The organism is Streptomyces sp. NPDC003327 (genome assembly GCF_053589515.1).
The window spans coordinates 248156-265569 of record NZ_JBSFSA010000003.1 but is presented as its reverse complement, the minus strand read 5'-3'; the positions used below and the strand labels follow the sequence as shown (position 1 = coordinate 265569).

Annotated in this window: 17 protein-coding genes; 8 read left to right on the top strand and 9 right to left on the bottom strand. The window is 74.3% G+C overall.

Annotation, left to right across the window (positions count from 1 at the left end):
* Nucleotides 1-16 precede the first annotated feature (16 nt).
* Nucleotides 17-2191 (top strand): HelD family protein, encoded by a 2175-nt coding sequence (locus ACWDVG_RS04425; protein ID WP_451696044.1) that lies wholly within the window; start codon nt 17-19, stop codon nt 2189-2191.
* On the opposite strand, the gene ACWDVG_RS04420 is transcribed toward ACWDVG_RS04425, so the two are convergent.
* The 3 genes from ACWDVG_RS04420 to ACWDVG_RS04410 form a co-directional block, all read right to left on the bottom strand.
* A complete protein-coding gene (locus ACWDVG_RS04420) occupies nt 2115-3200 on the bottom strand; it encodes a helix-turn-helix transcriptional regulator (RefSeq protein WP_451696042.1) in 1086 nt (361 codons plus the stop codon). The two genes, ACWDVG_RS04425 and ACWDVG_RS04420, sit on opposite strands and share 77 nt — an antisense overlap.
* Nucleotides 3197-4618 (bottom strand): MFS transporter, encoded by a 1422-nt coding sequence (locus ACWDVG_RS04415; RefSeq protein WP_451696040.1) that lies wholly within the window; start codon nt 4616-4618, stop codon nt 3197-3199. Before ACWDVG_RS04415 ends, ACWDVG_RS04420 begins: the two co-directional genes overlap by 4 nt.
* A gap of 114 nt (nt 4619-4732) precedes the next feature.
* On the bottom strand, nt 4733-5218 hold the full coding sequence (locus tag ACWDVG_RS04410) for a MarR family winged helix-turn-helix transcriptional regulator (protein ID WP_451696038.1): 486 nt from the start codon (nt 5216-5218) through the stop codon (nt 4733-4735).
* 141 nt (nt 5219-5359) lie between these two features.
* On the opposite strand from ACWDVG_RS04410, the gene ACWDVG_RS04405 reads away from it, so the two are divergent.
* The 3 genes from ACWDVG_RS04405 to ACWDVG_RS04395 all read left to right on the top strand — a co-directional run bounded on the left by ACWDVG_RS04405 (nt 5360) and on the right by ACWDVG_RS04395 (nt 6879).
* A complete protein-coding gene (locus ACWDVG_RS04405) occupies nt 5360-5776 on the top strand; it encodes a helix-turn-helix domain-containing protein (protein ID WP_451696036.1) in 417 nt (138 codons plus the stop codon).
* 67 nt (nt 5777-5843) lie between these two features.
* A complete protein-coding gene (locus ACWDVG_RS04400) occupies nt 5844-6449 on the top strand; it encodes a hypothetical protein (RefSeq protein ID WP_451696034.1) in 606 nt (201 codons plus the stop codon).
* An 88-nt stretch (nt 6450-6537) separates the two neighbouring features.
* Nucleotides 6538-6879: a DUF2516 family protein gene (locus tag ACWDVG_RS04395; protein WP_451696187.1), complete on the top strand. Its 342-nt coding sequence runs from the start codon at nt 6538-6540 to the stop codon at nt 6877-6879.
* A gap of 71 nt (nt 6880-6950) precedes the next feature.
* On the opposite strand, the gene ACWDVG_RS04390 is transcribed toward ACWDVG_RS04395, so the two are convergent.
* The 3 genes from ACWDVG_RS04390 to ACWDVG_RS04380 all read right to left on the bottom strand — a co-directional run bounded on the left by ACWDVG_RS04390 (nt 6951) and on the right by ACWDVG_RS04380 (nt 10631).
* Nucleotides 6951-8201, bottom strand: coding sequence for a PP2C family protein-serine/threonine phosphatase (locus ACWDVG_RS04390; RefSeq protein WP_451696032.1), 1251 nt, complete (start codon nt 8199-8201; stop codon nt 6951-6953).
* Between the two features lie 341 nt (nt 8202-8542).
* Nucleotides 8543-9628, bottom strand: a complete 1086-nt coding sequence (locus ACWDVG_RS04385) for an NlpC/P60 family protein (protein WP_451696185.1) — start codon at nt 9626-9628, stop codon at nt 8543-8545.
* Between the two features lie 184 nt (nt 9629-9812).
* Nucleotides 9813-10631 (bottom strand): class I SAM-dependent methyltransferase, encoded by an 819-nt coding sequence (locus ACWDVG_RS04380; protein WP_451696031.1) that lies wholly within the window; start codon nt 10629-10631, stop codon nt 9813-9815.
* 282 nt (nt 10632-10913) lie between these two features.
* Between ACWDVG_RS04380 and mshA the strand changes: the two genes are divergently transcribed.
* On the top strand, nt 10914-12284 hold the full coding sequence (gene mshA / locus ACWDVG_RS04375; protein ID WP_451696029.1) for a D-inositol-3-phosphate glycosyltransferase: 1371 nt from the start codon (nt 10914-10916) through the stop codon (nt 12282-12284).
* Nucleotides 12277-12783 (top strand): YbjN domain-containing protein, encoded by a 507-nt coding sequence (locus ACWDVG_RS04370; RefSeq protein ID WP_451696028.1) that lies wholly within the window; start codon nt 12277-12279, stop codon nt 12781-12783. The genes mshA and ACWDVG_RS04370 overlap by 8 nt, the downstream gene beginning before the upstream one ends.
* Here ACWDVG_RS04370 and ACWDVG_RS04365 read toward each other — a convergent pair.
* Nucleotides 12752-13807 carry an AraC family transcriptional regulator gene (locus ACWDVG_RS04365; protein WP_451696026.1) on the bottom strand — a complete coding sequence of 352 codons (1056 nt, stop codon included), beginning with the start codon at nt 13805-13807 and terminating at the stop codon, nt 12752-12754. The genes ACWDVG_RS04370 and ACWDVG_RS04365 overlap by 32 nt on opposite strands.
* Nucleotides 13808-13893: 86 nt before the next feature.
* On the opposite strand from ACWDVG_RS04365, the gene ACWDVG_RS04360 reads away from it, so the two are divergent.
* Nucleotides 13894-14802, top strand: a complete 909-nt coding sequence (locus ACWDVG_RS04360; RefSeq protein WP_451696024.1) for an MBL fold metallo-hydrolase — start codon at nt 13894-13896, stop codon at nt 14800-14802.
* Here the strand turns inward: ACWDVG_RS04360 and ACWDVG_RS04355 are convergent.
* On the bottom strand, nt 14792-16120 hold the full coding sequence (locus ACWDVG_RS04355; protein ID WP_451696023.1) for an MDR family MFS transporter: 1329 nt from the start codon (nt 16118-16120) through the stop codon (nt 14792-14794). The genes ACWDVG_RS04360 and ACWDVG_RS04355 overlap by 11 nt on opposite strands.
* 125 nt (nt 16121-16245) lie before the next feature.
* On the opposite strand from ACWDVG_RS04355, the gene ACWDVG_RS04350 reads away from it, so the two are divergent.
* The gene (locus ACWDVG_RS04350; RefSeq protein ID WP_451696021.1) at nt 16246-17004 is read left to right on the top strand and encodes a phosphoglyceromutase; all 759 of its coding nucleotides are present in this window, start codon (nt 16246-16248) and stop codon (nt 17002-17004) included.
* 181 nt (nt 17005-17185) lie between these two features.
* Here ACWDVG_RS04350 and ACWDVG_RS04345 read toward each other — a convergent pair whose 3' ends face one another.
* Complete coding sequence (locus ACWDVG_RS04345; protein ID WP_451696019.1) at nt 17186-17338, bottom strand: hypothetical protein; 153 nt, start codon at nt 17336-17338, stop codon at nt 17186-17188.
* Between the last annotated feature and the right edge of the window lie 76 nt (nt 17339-17414).

Genomic DNA, 17414 nt, shown 5'->3' with positions numbered 1-17414 from the left:
GTCTATCCTGGGCCGGATGACGACACCCGACGCTGCCCCCGGCGAGGACATCGCCGCCGAACTCGCCCGTGAGCGGGCCCATCACGAGGCCTGCCGCGCCGCCCTCGACCGGATGACCGAGGACGCGGCGGAGCAGGTCGTCACCGGCGAGGACACCGCCGCCTCCGGAGCCGACGCCGAGGCCCTCGGGTTCCACCTGCGCTCCCGCGCCAAGGCCTTCCGCGAGCTGCCGCCGGGCCCGCTCTTCTTCGGCCGCCTCGACCGCGAGGACGGCCAGGTCCACCACATCGGCCGCCGCCGGGTCGCCGAGCACCCGGCCGCCCCGCCGCTCGTCGTCGACTGGCGTGCCCCGGTCTCCCGCGCGTACTACCAGGCCGGACCCCAGGACCCGCAGGGCGTCGTCCGGCGGCGCAGGTTCGGCTGGGCGCCGGGCAGCCTCGGGGCGTCGGAGGACCTGACCGCCCTGGAGGACGAGCGGCTGGTGGATGGGCGGCCGGCGGCCGGGCGGCCGGTGGACGGCGGGCAGCCGGACGGGGGTGGGCGCGCGGGCGTGAGCGCCCTGCTCGCCGGGGAGATCGAGCGCCCCCGCGTCGGCCCCATGCGGGACATCGCCGCCACCCTCCAGCCCGAGCAGGACGACCTCGTGCGCTCCGGGCCCGCGCACTCGATCTGCGTGCAGGGCGCCCCCGGCACCGGCAAGACCGCCGTCGGCCTCCACCGTGCCGCGTACCTCCTCTACAGCCATCCGCAGCGCCTCCAGCGCTCCGGACTCCTCGTCCTCGGGCCGAACCGCACCTTCCTCTCCTACATCTCCGAGGTGCTGCCCGCGCTCGGCGAGACCGGGGTGCGCCAGTCCACCGTCGCCGACGAGATCGCCCGGTCGGGCGCCGGTCACGCGGTACGCGCCGAGGACGGCGAGGCGGCGGCCCAGGTCAAGCACGACGCCCGGATGGCCGAGGTGCTGCGGCGGGCCCTCTACGCGCGCGTGGACCCCGCGCCCGCCGAGGACCTGGCCGTGCCGGACGGCTCGTACCGCTGGCGGGTCCCGGCCGCCGAACTCGCCGCGATCGTCGCGGCCGTACGGGAGGAGGCCCCGCCCTACGCGACCGGCCGCGAACGGGTCCGCGCCCGCATCGGCCGCGCCCTGCAGCTGCGCGCGGAACGGCGGGCCGGGGTCCTCGGCGCCGCCTGGCTGCGGCGCGTCGAACGGTCCCGGCCCGTGTCGGCGTGCGTCGACGCGTGCTGGCCGCGGGTCACGCCCGAGGAGGTCCTGACCGAACTCCTCACCGATCCGACCGGCGCGACGGCAGGTGCCCCGTCGGGCGGCCCGCTTCGTGACCCGTCCGATGGCCCGTCCGGCGAGTCGCCGCTGCTCACCGAGGCCGAGCGGGCCGCGATCCGCTGGGCGAAGCCCCCGCGTTCGTACCGCGGCGCCCGCTGGACCGCCGCCGACCTCGTCCTCCTCGACGAGCTGGCCGGCCTGATCGAGCGCCCCGAGGGGTACGGGCACGTCGTCGTCGACGAGGCCCAGGACCTCTCGCCGATGGAGTGCCGGGCCGTCGCCCGGCGCGTCGGGTTCGGCTCGCTCACCGTCCTCGGCGACCTCGCGCAGGGAACGACCCCGTGGGCGGCGCGGGACTGGCGCGAGCACCTCGTGCACCTGGGCAGGCCGGACGCCGAGATCGTGCCCCTGACGACCGGTTACCGCGTCCCCGCCGCGGTCGTCGACCTCGCGAACCGGCTCCTGCCCGACCTCGGCGCGGGCGTCCCGCCCGGCCGTTCACTGCGCGCGGGCGGCATCGTGACGGTCCGTCGGGTGCCGGACGGATCGGACCTGCCGGAGGGCGTCGCCGCCGCGGTGCGCGAGGCACTGGAGGAGGAGGGCTCGGTGGGCGTGATCGCCCCGGACGCGATGACGGAGCGCATGACGGAGGCGGTGGCGGAGGCGGTGGCGGCGGTGACGGAGGCGACCGGCCCCACCCACCCCGCCACGCGCGTCTCGGTCGTCCCCGCGACGCTCGCCAAGGGCCTGGAGTACGACCACGTCGTCGTCGTCGAGCCCGCCGCGATCGTGGCCGCCGAACCGCGCGGCCTGCACCGGCTGTACGTGGTGCTCACGCGGGCGGTGTCGCGGCTCGACCTGGTGCACCGGGAGCCGCTGCCGGGTCCCCTGTGCCGTACAGCTCCGTGAGTTCGGCGGCGACGCGGGCGAGGGCGGTGCGCGCCTCGGGCGGGGCGAGGAGTTCGACGCGGGCGCCGAGGCCCGCGAGCCGGGCGGCGACGGCCTCGGGCGAGGGGCCGTCGAGTTCGACGGCGGTCCAGCCGTCCGGGGCCCGCTTCCCGTACCGTACGCGCCCGCGGAACAGGTCCTCCAGGACGGGTTCGGTGCCGGGGGCGGCCCTGCCCCGTACCGTCGCGGCGACCATCCGGCCCTCCATGCGGGCGGCGAGCGCGCGCCAGGTGGCGGCGAGGTCGAAGCCCTCGGGGCGTACGGCGGGGGCGCCGGTCTCGGTGACGGAGGTGACGCGGCCGACCCGGAAGGTGCGGAGGGTGTCGAGGGCCGCGGGGGCACCGAGAGCGTCGGGGGCGGCGGTGCTCGGGCCGGGCTGGGTGTCGGGGGCGGCGGTGCTCGGGCCGGGCTCGGTGGCGGCGACGAGGTAGCGGACGCCGGCCTTCGCGGCGATGCCGAGCGGCCGGACGGTGCGCTCGCGGGGTGCGCGGCCGGGGGGCGCGTACCCGATCCGTATCTCCCGGCCGTCGACCACCGCCCGCTGGAGCGCGGCGAGATGGGCGTCCGGCTCGGTGTCCGCGCCCGACCAGTCGGTGCCGTCGGCGACCCCGGCGCGGGCGGCGGCCTCGGCGCCGTCCCTGAGGGGTGCGGGCAGGGCGCGGAGCAGCTTGCGCAGGGCGGTGCGGGTCTGCCGGTCGCCGGCCGTGCCCTCGGGGCCGGCGAGGAGGAAGAGCGCGCGTGCCTCGGGGGCCGTGAGGCCGGTCAGATCGGTACGGGCTCCGCCGACGAGCCGCCAGCCGCCGCCCTTTCCGGCCTGGGAGTAGACCGGGACCCCGGAGGCGGCGAGCGCTTCGAGGTCCCGGCGGGCGGTGCGTTCGGAGACGCCGAGTTCGGCGGCGAGTTCGGCGGCGGTGACGCGCTGCCGGGTCTGGAGGAAGAGGAGGGTGGCGACGAGGCGATCGGCTCTCATGCCGCCATTGTCAGGTCCTTGGCGACCTGGCCGGTGCGGGCGGGGCGCAGGACGGTGGCGGCGACGGCCAGGGCGGCGATCAGCAGCCCGGTGCCGACGGCGAAGGCCAGGTGGTAGCCGCCGGTCAGGGCCTCGGCGGCGGGGCGGCCCGCCGCGGTGAGGGACTCGGTGCGGGAGGCGGCGAGCGTGGAGAGGACCGCGACGCCGAGGGCCATCCCGATCTGCTGCGTGGTGTTGAAGAGGCCGGAGGCGAGGCCCGCGTCGGCCTCGTCGGCGCCGGACATGCCGAGCGCGGTGAGCGCGGGGAGGGCGAGGCCGAAGCCCGCGGCGAGGAGCATCACGGGGAGCAGGTCCGTCACGTACGAGGCGTGGACGGGGAGGCGGGTCAGCAGGCCGAGGACGCCGACCAGGAGCGCGAGCCCGGTGAGGAGCACGGCGCGCTCGCCGAAGCGGGCGATCAGGCGGGCCGACACGCCGAGCGAGACGGCGCCGATGACGAGGGCGGCGGGCAGCATCGCGAGCCCGGTGGCGGCGGCGCCGTAGCCGAGGACCTTCTGGAGGTAGAGGGCGACGAGGATCTGGAAGGAGAACAGCGCGGCGACCATCAGCATCTGGACGAGGTTGGCCCCGGCGACGCTGCGGGAGCGCAGGACGCGCAGCGGCATGAGCGGGTTCGCGGCGGTGGCCTGACGGACGAGGAAGCCGGCGAGGAGGGCGAGGGCGAGGGTCCCGAGGCCGAGGGTGTGGGCCGAGGCGGCCCCGTACTCCTCGATCGTGACGACCGCGTAGATGCCGGTGGTCAGGCCGGAGGTGACGAGGAGCGCGCCGAGGGCGTCCGCGCCGGCGCGCAGGCCGAGGCCGCGGTCGGCGGGCAGGGCGCGGGCGGCGAGGAGGAGGGTGGCGGCGCCGATGGGGAGGTTGATGAAGAAGATCCAGTTCCAGGCGAGGGCGTCGGTGAGGACTCCGCCGAGGACCTGGCCGAGGGAGGCTCCGGCGGCGCCGGTGAAGCTGAACACGGCGATGGCGCGGGCGCGTTCGCGCGGCTCGGTGTAGAGCGTGACGAGGATGCCGAGGCCGACGGCGGAGGCCATGGCGCTGCCGACGCCCTGGAGGAAGCGGGCGGCGACGAGGACGCCGGGGGAGGCGGCGAAGCCGGCGAGGAGCGAGGCGGCGGTGAAGAGGCCGGTGCCGAGGAGGGACATCCGCTTGCGGCCGATGAGGTCGCCGAGGCGGCCGGCGAGGAGGAGCAGGGCGCCGAAGGCGATGAGGTAGGCGTTGACGACCCAGCTGAGGCCGACGGGGGTGAAGCCGAGGTCGTTCTGGATGGCGGGCATGGCGACGGTGACGATGCTGCCGTCGAGGACGGTCATGAGCATGCCGGTGGCGAGAACGCCTAGGGCGAGGGGGCGCGAGGACATGGGGATCTCTCCTGTTCGTCGGAGGCGACAGGAGAGACGCTAGCAGAAGGTTTTGTTGCAGACTATTTTTTACGGATCGAAGTTCGGGTGCCGACGGCGGGCCGTCGGCCCGCCTCAGATCTTCTGGCGGGCGCGCCGGGCGGACCTGGGGCTCTCGGCGGGGGTCTCCAGATGGCCGCTGACCAGCCGGTTCAGGGCCCGCAGCAGGACCTCGCGCTCGTCCTCGGGCAGCGAGGAGAGGGCGCCCTCGTGGACGCCGTCCACGATCTTCTGGCTCTGTGCGGCGACCTTCGCGCCGGCCTCGGTGACGGCGATGATCCGCGCCCGCCGGTCCGTACTGGACGGCCGCCGCTCGGCGAGCCCCGCCCTCTCCAGGGCGTCGACGGTCACCACCATCGTGGTCTTGTCCATGTCCCCGATCTCGGCGAGCTGTGCCTGCGTGCGCTCCTCTTCGAGGGCGTGGACGAGGACGCAGTGCATGCGGGGGGTGAGGCCGATCGCGTCGAGCGCGGCGGCCATGCGCGTGCGCAGGACGTGGCTCGTGTGGTCGAGCAGGAAGGAGAGGTCGGGCTCGGTGCGGGTGGGTGCCATGGCGGTCATGCCTGCCAGGGTAGCGACACTCGATCCGTCACGGATTATCCAAAACCAGACGACCTTCCCGGGTGCCGGGGCGGGGCGCGCGCTAGCGGGGGTGTATGGCGCTGCTTGCAATAGTTAGCGGAGGATGGCATGGTCGAGGGCATGGCATCGCTCAACGTCGGCAACCTCGGTGACTACCTCCGCGAGCAGCGGCGGACCGCGCAGCTGTCCCTGCGGCAGCTCGCCGAGGCGGCCGGGGTGTCGAACCCGTACCTCAGCCAGATCGAGCGGGGGCTGCGCAAGCCCAGCGCCGAGGTGTTGCAGCAGGTCGCGAAGGCGCTGCGGATCTCGGCCGAGACGCTCTACGTGCGGGCCGGGATCCTCGACGAGAAGGAGCGGGAGGAGCTGGAGACGCGCGCCGTCATCCTGGCCGATCCCTCGATCAACGAGCGGCAGAAGCAGGTGCTGCTGCAGATCTACGACTCCTTCCGCAAGGAGAACGCGGCGGAGAGCGCGGCGGAGGGCCCCGTGCCGGCCGATGCCGTGCCGTCCGGCGCCGAGCCGACGACGGCGAGCTAGTTCCACCCCGCACGGCCCAGTACGACCTCGTACGACCCTGTACGTCATCTTCGGGAGGACCCTCAGCATGGCCATCATCGACGAACTGCGTACCCCCCTCTACTTCGCCGCCGGCACCGCCGACCTCGCCGTGCAGCAGGCCCGCAAGGTGCCCGGCCTGATCGAGCAGCTCGCCGCCGAGGCGCCCGCCCGGATCGAGGCCGTGCGCAAGACCGACCCCAAGGCCGTCCAGGAGAAGGTGACCGCGCAGGCCAAGGAGGCCCAGGCCACCGTCCAGTCGAAGTTCGCCGAGGTCGTCGGCGGTTTCGACACCGACCTGAAGAAGCTCGGCGAGACGGCTCAAGACCTCGCGATGCGCGGCGTCGGCGTCGCCGCCGAGTACGCGGTGAAGGCGCGCGAGAAGTACGAGGAGGTCGCCGCCCACGGCGAGGAGGCCGTGCGGGCCTGGCGGGGCGAGATGGCCGAGGAGATCACCGAGATCGCCGTCGTCGTCGAGCCCGACCCGGAGCCGAAGGCCGAGGAGACCAAGGCCGAGCAGATCAAGGCCGAGCAGATCAAGGTCGCCGAGCCCGCGGCGGAGGACGTCACGGCCGAGGGGGCCGCGCCCGCCAGGAAGCCCGCGACGGCCCGCAAGACCCCCGCGAAGAAGGCCGTGGCAGCCGAGAAGGAGTAGTGGCGGGCACCAATCCGGGTAGCCGGGGCGTTGTACCGGGTACCTTGACCGCGAGGCGCTCTCTCCACACCACTAGGCGGTGCTCACCATGTTGCGCGCGGGATTCGACAACCTCCTCTTTCTGGTGACCTTCCTGATCTTCACCGGGTTCGCCGTCGCCGCGCTCGTCTTCGCCGCCATGGCTCGCGAGGACGCCTACCGCGCCGCCGGGAAGCAGACCAAGAAGTTCTGGCTGATCATCCTGGCGATCAACCTCGCCCTGAACCTGCTCCTGCCCATGCTTTTCCTGCAGATCGCGGGCCTCATCGCCGCCATCGTCTTCATGGTCGACGTGCGGCCGGCGCTCGCGCAGGTGTCGGGCGGCGGCCGGGGCCGCGGCGGCGGTTCGAGCAGCGACGGGCCGTACGGTCCCTACAACGGCGGCCGGTGACGGCCGGAGCGCGGCCGAGGAACGGCAGCGCGGCCGAGGAACGGCAGAAGCGCAGGCGACAGGGCCCGGGGCTATCCCCGGGTCCTGTCCCGTTCCAGGGCCAGGACGGCGACATCGTCCGTCAGCTCCCCGCCGTTCAGCGAGCGCACCTCCGCCACCGCCGCCTCCAGCAGCTCCTCGCCGCGCAGGCCGGCCGTCAGCTGCCGGTTGATCATCTCGACCATCCCGTCCTGACCGAGCCTCGGTGACCCCGGTCCTGCCGAGCGGCCCTCGATCAGCCCGTCCGTGTACATGAGCAGGCTCCACGCCCCGCCCAGCTCCACCTGCCGGCGCGGCCAGCGGGCGCGCGGCAGCAGCCCCAGGGCGGGGCCCCCGTCCTCGTACGGGAGGAGGCGCGCGGCCCGGCCGTGCCGGGCGATCAGGGGCGAGGGGTGCCCGGCCAGGCACAGCCCGGCGCGGCGCCCGTCCGGCGCGATGTCGACCGTGCAGAGGGTCGCGAAGATCTCCTCGCTCTCCCGCTCGTGCTCCAGGACGCGCTGGAGCGTGGAGAGCAGCTCGTCCCCGCAGAGCCCGGCGAAGGTCAGGGCCCGCCAGGCGATCCGCAGCTCGACGCCGAGCGCCGCCTCGTCGGGGCCGTGCCCGCAGACGTCGCCGATCATGGCGTGGACGGTGCCGTCGGGCGTGCGCACGGTGTCGTAGAAGTCGCCGCCGAGCAGCGCGCGCGACCGGCCGGGCCGGTAGCGGGCGGCGAACCGCAGGTCGGAGCCCTCCAGGAGGGGTGTGGGGAGCAGGCCGCGCTCCAGGCGGGCGTTCTCCTGGGCCCGCAGGCGGGACTCGGCCAGCTTCACCTGGACCGCGTCGGCGCGCTTGCGCTCCACGGCGTAGCGGATGGCCCGGCTGAGCAGCCGCCCGTCGAGCTCCTCGCGGAAGAGGTGGTCCTGCGCCCCGACCCGTACGGCCTCGGCGGCCAGCTCCGCGTCCGCGGAGGCCGCGAGCGCCAGGACGGCGTGGCGCGGCGCGAGGCGCAGGATGTGCCGGAGCGGGGCGAGCGGGTCGTCCCCCGCGGCGGCGCGCGGCGCGGGGAGCGAGAGGTCGACGAGGACGCAGTGCACGTCGTCGGTGAGGAGCCGCTCGGCCTCGGTGAGGTTGCGGGCGGTCCGGATGCGGATCCGGGTGCCGGCGGCGTCCGCCGCGTCGAGCAGTTCGGGTACGGCGAGGACACCCGCCGGGTCGTCCTCGACGACCAGGAGGGTGAGATCGGTGCGCTCCGCCCGATCGGTGCGATCGGGGTCGGTTCCTGTGCCTGTACCTGTGTCTGTCATAGGGGTGGCGTCGCCGGTCTCCGCAGCAGAGACGATTCTCTGGCCGGTCAGGCCTCTCTGGCGCGGTACGGATGCGGGCATCGGTCCGGTCTTCCTTCCCTCCCCCCGAGGGTGCGGAGGCGGTGCCGGGTGGCGTCCCGCCCGTCCCGGACCATAGCGGTAGGGCGGCGCGCAGCGGAATGGCGATCACCCTGTGAGCGGGGCGAGGCAGCTTGGCATATGCCGCGGATGGGGAGGTAGTTGTCGCCTCGGCCCGCCGTGCGGCGCCCCCGGGCAATGAGAAACGTCACGTCGGGGTGAGGCGGCCGCCGCCCCTCGCTCTGACCGCGCTCGGCCTCGGCTCACTGCGGGCGGACGACCCCGAGGATCTCCATCGAGCCGGCGCCCGCCAGCGTCACGTTCCGGCCGGGCCGCGGCGCGTGCACCATCGTTCCGTTCCCGACGTACATGCCGATGTGGCTCGCGTCCTTGTAGTAGACGATCAGGTCGCCCGGCCGCATGTCCTCGATGTCCACGCGCGGCAGCAGCCGCCACTGTTCCTGCGAGGTGCGCGGGATCGGCAGCCCGGCCGCCGCCCAGGCGCTCTGGGTGAGCCCCGAGCAGTCGAACGAGCCCGGCCCCTCCGCCCCCCACACGTACGGCTTGCCGATCTGCGCCGTCGCGAAGGCGACCGCCCGCCGCCCCTCCGGCGTCGCCCCGGCCTTCGGGTCGGGGAGGCCCGTGGAGTTGAGCCAGGTCGTCTGGGCGCGGTTCTGCGCCGCCTCCTCCAGTAGCCGCAGGCGCTCGCGCTCCTCGGCCTCCAGGTCGGACTCCAGCTTCTTCGCGGCGGCGATCTTCTCGGTGATCTCCTTCTTCGCCGCGGCCTGCTTGACGCGCTGGGTCTCCAGGCGGGTCCAGTTGGCGTCGGCGTCCTGGGCGTACGTGTCCAAGTCCGCCTGGGCGCGGTTCAGTTCGCCGATGAGGTCCTTGGTCGCCTTGGCGCCGTCCTTGAGCCGGCCCGCGTTGTCGAGGAAGAGCTGGGGGTCGTCGGTGAGGACGAGCTGCGCGCCGTCGGGGAGTCCGCCGTTGCGGTACTGGGCGCGGGCGGCGGCGCCCGCCCGGGCCTTCAGGTCCGCGATCTTCGCCCGCCCGGCGGCGATCAGCTGGGCGACCCGGGCGATCTCCGCCGACTGGGCCTCGGTCTGCTCCTCGGCGAGGTTGTACGCGTCGGTGGCGCGCGCGGCCTGCCGGTACAGCCCGTCGATCTCCCTGCGCACCTCCTCCAGGGTCTTCTTCGGTGCCTGCGGAGCCGCCGGGACCGCCGAGATCGTGGGGCGCGGCGGGGGCAGGGGCGCGGCGGAGGCCTGGAGGGTCAGCGCGGGCGAGGCCAGCACGGTCAGGGCGCAGATCACCGTGATCGCGGCGGTGGCGTGGCGGCGGCGGTTCACAAGCTCCCCCTCAAGGACCGACATCGTGGCCCACCATCTGATTTACCGTCAGTAACTTGCAGGTGGCCTTGGCGATAGTGCCATGCGGAACCCGAAAGCGACAGGGGAATGCGGGGCCCGTCGGGCCGTCTCCCCCCACGGGGGGACGAGTGATGCGGGCGGGGCGTTCCCGACGCGCGGGAATTCAGTGGAAGTGGGGGGAACGGACCGGTGCGAGCGCGTCCCACCGCACCGTCACCTCGCCCTGGCGCCACCGCCGCGGCCCGTCCGCCAGCGGCCAGTCGGCCGACAGGTCCCGCACGGAGCGGATCCAGCGCTGGCGCGCGCCGAGCGAGGCGTACGGGGCGGCCGCCGCCCACGCCCGGTCGAAGTCCCGCAGGAAGGCGTGGACCGGCTCGCCCGGCACGTTGCGGTGGATCAGCGCCTTCGGCAGCCGTTCCGCCAGGTCCGACGGGCGCTCCAGCGAGCCGAGCCGGGTGGCGAACGTCACCGTGCGCGGCCCGCTCCGGTCGAGCGCCACCCACACGTGACGGCGCCCGATCTCGTCGCAGGTGCCCTCCACGAGCAGCCCGCCGGGCGCGAGCCGCCCGCGGAGCCGGGCCCACACGGCCGCGACCTGCTCCTCGTCGTACTGGCGCAGCACGTTCGCCGCCCGGATCAGCGCGACCTCGCCGGGGACCGGCACCTCGAAGCCGCCGTGCACGAACCAGAGGCCCTCGTGCTCCGCCTCGTACGGCCTGGCGGCCTCGACGCGGGCGGGCTCGATCTCGATGCCGTACAGGAGGGTGCGGGGGTCGGCCGTGCGCCGCAGCCGGGCGAGCAGCTCGACGGCGGTCCAGGGGGCGGCCCCGTAACCGAGGTCGACGGCGACCGGCGGCGCGGGGGAGCGGCGCAGGGCGGGGCCGTGGACGGCGGCGATCCAGCGGTCCATGCGGCGCAGCCGGTTGGGGTTGGTGGTCCCGCGGGTCGGCGTGCCGACGGGGCGGGTGGTGCGCGGGGCCATGCCACGAGCCTACGGGGTCGGCCCAGGGCCCCTGGCCGGGCGGCGGCGGTCGGCCCAGGGCCCCTGGCCGGGCGGCGGCGGTCGGCCCCGGGCCCCCTCGGCCCGCCCCCGGGGCCACCCCGCCCGCGCCCCCTCGGTAATGACTTGGCAAAACGCCCTCGCCGGTGGAAATGAAAGGACTCGTTCCGGTGTTGTGCGGGCCGGAGGGCGTGCTGCGTCTCCACCCGAAAGCCGAGTTCGGACCAGCAACCAGCTCAGCCCCCGAGCGGAAGGACCGCCGACGTGAGCCAGTACGTGTCCCGGTTCACCGGTGTACGGCACCGGCACCAGGCGCCCGCCACCCGGCTCCGGCTCCCCGGCCGACCGCGCACGCCGCGCCGTGTCGCGATGCTCAGCGTCCACACCTCCCCCCTGCACCAGCCGGGCACGGGCGACGCGGGCGGCATGAACGTCTACATCGTCGAGCTGGCCAGGCGGCTCGCCGCCATCGACATCGAGGTGGAGATCTTCACCCGCGCCACCACCGGCGACCTCCCGCCGGTCGTCGAGCTCGCCCCCGGCGTCCTCGTCCGGCACGTGGACGCCGGTCCGTACGAGGGCCTGGCCAAGGAGGAGCTGCCCGCGCAGCTCTGCGCCTTCACGCACGGCGTGATGCAGGCGTGGGCGGGCCACCGCCCCGGCCACTACGACCTCGTCCACTCCCACTACTGGCTCTCCGGCCACGTCGGCTGGCTCGCCGCCGAGCGCTGGGGCGTGCCGCTCGTCCACGCCATGCACACCATGGCGAAGGTCAAGAACGCGGCGCTCGCCCAGGGCGACACGCCCGAGCCCGCGGCCCGGGTGATCGGCGAGACGCAGATCGTCGCCGCCGCCGACCGGCTGATCGCCAACACCACGGAGGAGGCGGACGAGCTGGCCCGCTTCTACGACGCGGACCCCGGCAAGGTCGCCGTCGTGCACCCGGGCGTGAACCTCGACCACTTCCGGCCCGCCGACGGCCGCGCCGCCGCCCGCGCCCGGCTCGGCCTCCCGCAGGACGCCTTCGTGCCGGTCTTCGCCGGCCGCATACAGCCCCTGAAGGCCCCGGACATCCTGCTGCGCGCCGCCGCGCGGCTCCTGGAGCACGACCCCTCGCTGCGCTCGCGCATGGTCGTCCCCGTGATCGGCGGCCCGAGCGGCAACGGCCTGGCCAAGCCGAAGGGCCTGCAGAAGCTCGCCGCCGAGCTGGGCATCACGGACCTCATGCGGTTCCACCCGCCGGTGGGCCAGGAGCGGCTCGCCGACTGGTTCCGGGCGGCGAGCGTCCTCGTCATGCCCTCGTACAGCGAGTCGTTCGGCCTGGTCGCCATCGAGGCCCAGGCGGCCGGCACCCCGGTCGTCGCGGCGGCGGTCGGCGGACTGCCGGTCGCGGTGCGCGACGAGGTGACCGGCTTCCTCGTCCAGGGCCACGACCCGGCGGACTACGCCCGCGCGCTCGGGCGCTTCGTCGAGGACCCGGAGCTGACGGTCCGGATGGGCGCGGCGGCGGCGCGGCACGCCGGGTCGTTCGGCTGGGACACGGCGGCGTCGGGCACGGCCGACGTGTACACGGCCGCCATGCACGACCACCGGCTGCGCGAGCAGCGTCGTCGCGTACGCTCCCACCATGGCTGAGGACGTGACCGAGAACGCCCGACGGATCATCGAGTCCACCTTCGACGACGCCGAGCTGGAGTGGGAGTCCCCCGAGCCCGGCTCGTACGTCGTCAAACTGCCGGGCACGCGCAAGCTGTTCACCACCCTGTCGCTGAAGGTGGGCCGGCACTCGCTCTCCCTCAACGCCTTCGTCGTCCGCCACCCCGACGAGAACGACGCGGGCGTCCACCGCTGGCTGCTCGAACGCAACCTCAGGCTGTACGGGGTGAGTTACGCGATCGACGGCCTCGGCGACGTCTACCTCACCGGCAAGCTGCCGCTGGCCGCCGTGACGCCCGAGGAGCTGGACCGGCTGCTCGGCTCGGTCCTGGAGACGGCGGACGGCGACTTCAACACGCTCCTTGAGCTGGGCTTCGCGACGGCGATCCGGCGCGAGTACGAGTGGCGGGTCTCGCGCGGCGAGTCGACCCGGAACCTCGACGCGTTCAGGAACCTGATCGCCAAGTCGGCGGACTGACCGGGCCCGTACGAGCACCGTCGGGCGTACGAGCACCATCGGGCCCGGCGGTGGCGGTGGCGGCGGCCGCTGCCGCGCGGTACTGCCCGGGGGTCGTACCGAACTCGCGGCGGAAGGCGTGCGAGAGCGCGTACGGGGTGCTGTACCCGACCCTGCGGGCCACGGTCGCCAGGGGATCGCGGCCGTCCCGGAGCAGTGCGGCGGCGCGGGTCAGCCGCCACCACGTCAGGTACGCCATCGGGGGCCGGCCGACGAGCGCGGTGAAGCGGCGGGCGAGCGTGGGGCGGGAGACACCGGCCTCGGCGGCGAGCAGCTCGACGGTCCAGGGGGCGGCCGGAGCGGAGTGCAGCGCCCGCAGGGCGGCGGCGGTCACCGGGTCGCCCAGCGCCGCCGGCCACGATCCTGCCCCTGCCCCTGCCCCTGCCCCTGCCCCTGCCCTCGTCCCGGCCGTGGCCCCGGCCCAGGCTCGGATCATGTAGACGAGGAGCAGGTCGAGCAGCCCCGGCAGCGCGATCGCGTGGCCGGGCCGCCGCCCGCCGACCTCGTGGCCGAGGAGCTCGATGGCGGACCGGAGCCCGGGCTGCCCGTCCGCGTCGTGCGGCAGGTGGACGAGCGGCGGCAGCTCCGCCAGGAGCGGGTGGACGTGGCTGCGGTCGAGCCGGTACTTGCCGCAGAGCATCTCCACCACGGGGCCGCCCTCGTGATCGGCCGTCAGGAGCGGACGCGCCACGGTCCCGTCGCTCCACCGCTCGAACGGCACGGCCCGCGCGAGCCCGGCCGCGTCGACGGGCGCGTCCGCGAGGACGTGCCCGGTGCCGTGCGGCAGCAGGACGGCGTCGCCCGCGCCGAGCACGAGCGGCTCGCCGCCGTCCGGCAGCAGCCAGCAGCGCCCCTCCAGGACGACGTGGAAGCCGGCGCCCTCGTACGGCGCGAGCCGGGTGCACCAGGTGCCCCCGATCCGTACCCGCTGGGAGAAGGGCCGGCCGATCCGTACGGCGGAGATCGCGTCGCTCACCACGTCCATCCCGTCAGCGTAGGTGAGACGCACGCGTATGGAACGGAGCCCCGAGGACATTGGGAGGCTCACCGGCCCTTCCTAGGGTCGGTCACATGACGCATGAGAGCGCACAGCGCATGGTCCTGGGAGACGTCGAGATCCTCCGGGTCGTCGAGTGGCAGGGGGCGTTCAGGACCGCCCGCGACCTCGTCCCCTCGGTGGCGGCGGAGACCTGGAAGGAGAACGAGGAGTGGCTCGCCCCCGACCACTGGGAGCCGGCGACCGACCGGACGGTGATGGCGCTGCAGACGTGGGTGCTGCGCAGCGCGGGCCGCACGGTGCTCGTGGACACCGGCGTGGGCAACGGGCGCGAGCGGCCGGGCGCGCCCGAATACCACCACTGGCAGGGGGACTTCCTCGGCCTTCTGGAGCGGGCCGGGGTCCGCCCCGAGGACGTGGACGTCGTCGTCAACACCCACCTGCACGCCGACCACGTCGGCTGGAACACGCGCGCCGCCGACGGCGAGCCGGGGGAGTGGGTGCCGACGTTCCCGAACGCCCGCTACCTCCTCCCGGCGGCCGACGACGCCCACTACGGGCCGGGCAACGCGTACGGCGGCGGTCTGAGCGAGGACGACCGGTACCTGTACGAGGACAGCGTCGCGCCCGTCCACCGCGCGGGGCAGGCCGTGCTCTGGGACGGCGTCCACCGCATCGACGAGCACCTCACCCTGGAGTCCGCCCCCGGGCACACGCCGGGCTCGGCGGTCCTGCGGCTGGCGTCGGGCGACGAGAGGGCGGTCTTCGTCGGGGACCTGCTGCACAGCCCCGTACAGATCCTCGACCCGGCGCACAACAGCTGCTTCTGCCTGGACGCGGCAGCGGCGGCCGCGAGCCGCCGCCGCATCCTCGAACGGGCCGCGGACGAGCGCGAACTCGTCGTACCGGCGCACTTCGGCGGGACGGGCGTGGCCGAAGTGCGCCGTGAGGGAGCGGGGTTCGCGGTGACGGTCAGGCGCTGACGGCGGGGGACGGGGCGGGAGCCCCCTCGCTCAGGGCGCCGCCGCTCCCGGCCTCCGCTGCGGCCTCGTCCGTTGCGGCCTCCTCCGCCGCCTCGTCCTCGCGGAGGACCGTACGGAGGAGGGTGTAACCGAGGGCGGCGAGGAGGCCGATCGCGAACGTGCCCGCCCAGAGGACGTCGGGTCCGGGCCCGTCGACGATCGCACCGGCCAGGACCGGGGCGGCGAAACCGGCGACCGCCCAGGACATGCCCATGACGCCCTGGTAGCGGCCGCGGGCGTGCGCGGGGGCCATGCGGGCGGTGGCGGCGGCGTTCGTCGGGACGTGGACCATCTCGCCGATCGTCCAGACGACGACGGTCGCGGCGAAGGCGGCGGAGGACCCGGCGAGCGCGGTGGCGCCCGTGCCGAAGGCGAAGAGCAGCGCGGAGAGGACCAGCAGCACCACCGGCGAGCGCTTGTCGGTCAGCTTGTTGACGAGCAGCTGGAAACCGACGATCACGATGCCGTTGACGGCGATCACCACACCGTACGCGGAGGGGGCGAGGCCCTGCCCGGCCATGGTCAGCGGGAGGCCGATCCACGGGACCGTGAAGACGAACGAGACGAGGAGGTTGAGGAGGACGAGGGTGCGGAAGGGCGCGTCGCGGAGCACGGCGAGCATGGACACGTCCGCGTCCTCGCCCTCGTCCTCGCCGCTCCGCTTCGCGGCACGCCGGTCGGCCTCCGGGCGGGTCTCCGGCATGCGGAGGAAGACGATCAGGGCGCAGAGGACGGTGGCGACGGCGTCGACGACGAAGAGCGTGCGGTAGCCGAGGACGGCCGCCGCGCCGCCGCCGATGGCGGCGATGGCGAAGCCGAGGTTGAGGGCCCAGTAGTTGAGGGCGTACGCCCGGCGCAGGTCGTGCGGGGGGACCATGTCGGCGATGGTGGCGTTGATGGACGGCCGCACCGCCTGCATCGCGACGCCCATGACGAGGACGACGAGCGCGACGCCCCAGGCGCTGGTGACGACGGCGAGGGCGCCGGCGCTCGCGGCGGCCACCAGATGGGTCGTGACCATGGTGGGCCGCCGGCCCCAGCGGTCGGTGAGCGCCCCGCCGAGCGGCGAACCGACGATGCCGCCGAGCCCGTGGAGGGCGACGACGAGGCCGGCGAACCATGCGGAGTGGCCGAGCTCGACGGTGAGGTAGAGGGAGAGGAAGGTGAGGACGAAGGCACCGGTGCGGTTGACGAGGGTCGACAGCCAGAGCCACCAGAACCCCTGGGGGAGTCCCGAGACCGTCGCGCGGGCCGATCGTCTGAGCGATGCGATGGTCATGTGTGGCGGCCCCTCGATATGCGTAAGTCCCTCAGGCGGTGACCGTAACTTACGTATCTCTCATGTCGGACGCCAGCCAATTGACGACGCGCGTCAATCGTCAGCGGTCTATTAGGCTCGTCCGCATGGCCGACGCACCGTACAAGCTGATCCTGCTCCGCCACGGCGAGAGCGAGTGGAACGAGAAGAACCTGTTCACCGGATGGGTGGACGTGAACCTCACCGCCAAGGGCGAGAAGGAGGCGACGCGGGGCGGCGAGCTGCTCAAGGACGCCGGCCTGCTCCCCGACGTCCTGCACACCTCCCTCCAGAAGCGCGCCATCCGCACCGCGCAGCTGGCCCTGGAGTCCGCCGACCGCCACTGGATCCCGGTCCACCGCTCCTGGCGCCTCAACGAGCGCCACTACGGCGCCCTCCAGGGCAAGGACAAGGCCCAGACCCTCGCCGAGTTCGGCGAGGAGCAGTTCATGCTGTGGCGCCGCTCGTACGACACCCCGCCGCCGGCGCTCTCGGACGACAGCGAGTACTCGCAGGCCAACGACGCCCGCTACCAGACGATCCCGCCGGAGCTGCGCCCGCGGACCGAGTGCCTCAAGGACGTCGTCCAGCGGATGCTCCCCTACTGGTACGACGGCATCGTCCCGGACCTCCTCGCCGGCCGCACGGTCCTCGTCGCCGCCCACGGCAACAGCCTGCGCGCCCTGGTCAAGCACCTGGACGGCATCTCGGACGCCGACATCGCGGGCCTCAACATCCCGACGGGCATCCCTCTGGCCTACGAGCTGGACGAGAACTTCAAGCCCCTCAAGCCCGGCGGCACCTACCTCGACCCGGAGGCCGCGGCGGCGGCCATCGAGGCCGTGAAGAACCAGGGCAAGAAGTAACTCTTACCCACGAAAGAGCCCCCTGCCCGCGGTTGCAACGCCGGGAGGGGGCTTCTTCGTGCCGCCTCCGGGCCGAAGCTCTGAGCACTCGACCTCTGGACGACTCGACCTCTGAGCCGACTCGGCCTCCGAGACGACAGGAGGGAGGGGCGCGGGTGACGCGCCCCTTCCTCCCAACGGGTCAGCCCGAGCAGCCCCCGCACTGGCACGGCGCGCCCGACTGGCAGCCGCAGCCGCAGCCCGAGCCGCAGCCGCAGGCGCCGAGGACGGGCAGGAACTCCGCGTCGCGCGGAACCTCCTGCGCCGGGTCGGTCGTCATCGGGGATTCGGCCATGGGGTCCCTCCCTTTCGAGGCGCGGATCGCCTCCCCCCATTGCATGCCCCGACGGACCGGCGCATCAACGGCGCAC

Bases quoted from the DNA above. Each gene is read 5' to 3' on its own strand.
- ACWDVG_RS04425 (WP_451696044.1), top strand. From the start codon at position 17: ATGACGACACCCGACGCTGCCCCCGGCGAGGACATCGCCGCCGAACTC.
- ACWDVG_RS04420 (WP_451696042.1), bottom strand. From the start codon at position 3,200: ATGAGAGCCGATCGCCTCGTCGCCACCCTCCTCTTCCTCCAGACCCGG.
- ACWDVG_RS04415 (WP_451696040.1), bottom strand. From the start codon at position 4,618: ATGTCCTCGCGCCCCCTCGCCCTAGGCGTTCTCGCCACCGGCATGCTC.
- ACWDVG_RS04410 (WP_451696038.1), bottom strand. From the start codon at position 5,218: ATGACCGCCATGGCACCCACCCGCACCGAGCCCGACCTCTCCTTCCTG.
- ACWDVG_RS04405 (WP_451696036.1), top strand. From the start codon at position 5,360: ATGGCATCGCTCAACGTCGGCAACCTCGGTGACTACCTCCGCGAGCAG.
- ACWDVG_RS04400 (WP_451696034.1), top strand. From the start codon at position 5,844: ATGGCCATCATCGACGAACTGCGTACCCCCCTCTACTTCGCCGCCGGC.
- ACWDVG_RS04395 (WP_451696187.1), top strand. From the start codon at position 6,538: ATGTTGCGCGCGGGATTCGACAACCTCCTCTTTCTGGTGACCTTCCTG.
- ACWDVG_RS04390 (WP_451696032.1), bottom strand. From the start codon at position 8,201: ATGACAGACACAGGTACAGGCACAGGAACCGACCCCGATCGCACCGAT.
- ACWDVG_RS04380 (WP_451696031.1), bottom strand. From the start codon at position 10,631: ATGGCCCCGCGCACCACCCGCCCCGTCGGCACGCCGACCCGCGGGACC.
- ACWDVG_RS04370 (WP_451696028.1), top strand. From the start codon at position 12,277: ATGGCTGAGGACGTGACCGAGAACGCCCGACGGATCATCGAGTCCACC.
- ACWDVG_RS04365 (WP_451696026.1), bottom strand. From the start codon at position 13,807: ATGGACGTGGTGAGCGACGCGATCTCCGCCGTACGGATCGGCCGGCCC.
- ACWDVG_RS04360 (WP_451696024.1), top strand. From the start codon at position 13,894: ATGACGCATGAGAGCGCACAGCGCATGGTCCTGGGAGACGTCGAGATC.
- ACWDVG_RS04355 (WP_451696023.1), bottom strand. From the start codon at position 16,120: ATGACCATCGCATCGCTCAGACGATCGGCCCGCGCGACGGTCTCGGGA.
- ACWDVG_RS04350 (WP_451696021.1), top strand. From the start codon at position 16,246: ATGGCCGACGCACCGTACAAGCTGATCCTGCTCCGCCACGGCGAGAGC.
- ACWDVG_RS04345 (WP_451696019.1), bottom strand. From the start codon at position 17,338: ATGGCCGAATCCCCGATGACGACCGACCCGGCGCAGGAGGTTCCGCGC.